1 protein-coding gene and 1 pseudogene are annotated in these 822 nt (G+C 48.9%); both read left to right on the plus strand.

Annotated features, from left to right (window positions below):
* Positions 1–246: pseudogene (locus tag B2X00_RS03765) on the plus strand (ATP-binding cassette domain-containing protein); the annotation flags it as partial.
* A partial coding sequence (locus tag B2X00_RS03770; protein WP_349677034.1) for an ABC transporter permease occupies positions 236–822 on the plus strand: 587 nt, incomplete at its 3' end. The pseudogene B2X00_RS03765 and the gene B2X00_RS03770, both read left to right, overlap by 11 nt.

Genomic DNA, 822 nt, shown 5'->3' on the forward strand with positions numbered 1-822 from the left:
CAGCAACGCGTCGCGATTGCGCGCGCGTTTGTCGGTCAACCAAAGATTTTATTTGCTGACGAACCCACCGGGAATCTTGATAGTAAAACGGGTGATAAGGTCGAACAGTTATTATTCGATCTCAATAAAGACTATGGCACGACCCTTGTGATGGTGACTCACGACACCACGTTAGCGAAACGCTGTCAGCGTATCCTAAACATGGAGGCAGGGCAGCTAGCGGAGGCGTCGCAAGATGTGGCATAAAATATCGTTTCGCTTACTCAAGCAGGAGCTCAAGCGCGGTGAGCTCACGATCATGGCGCTCGCTATCATTTTATCGGTGACCGCGGTTTTATCACTGTCGTTATTTAGTGAGCGCCTACAATCCGGATTACTCGAACGTAGTAGCGAGTTTCTCGCAGCTGATCGAGTATTAAGTTCACGCAGAGATATTCCTCAAGAGTGGCTTGATAAAGCGGATGAGGAGGGGATTCAGAGCGCGTGGCGAGTGATATTTAACTCCATGGCGTTTGCTAACGATAAGCTTGAACTCGTCGATATTAAGGCGGTATCCGATGGTTATCCGCTACGAGGCGAGCTTAAAGTGGCCGATAAGCCCTTTGTTGAAGGGCAAGTCACCAACACACTACCTCCAGCTGGAGAAGCTTGGGTCGCATCGAGTCTATTCCAAGCGCTATCGCTTGAAATGGGCGACGCTATTGAAGTGGGTAATAGCCGCTTTAAAGTGACTAAGGTCGTGACTTATGAGCCTGATGTCGGTTTTTCTGTGTTCACTGACAGTCCCAATGTCATCATTCGTTATTCACAGTTAGCTGAGAC

The sequence above is a fragment of the Idiomarina sp. UBA3162 genome (assembly GCF_002364475.1).
GTDB lineage: Bacteria > Pseudomonadota > Gammaproteobacteria > Enterobacterales > Alteromonadaceae > Idiomarina.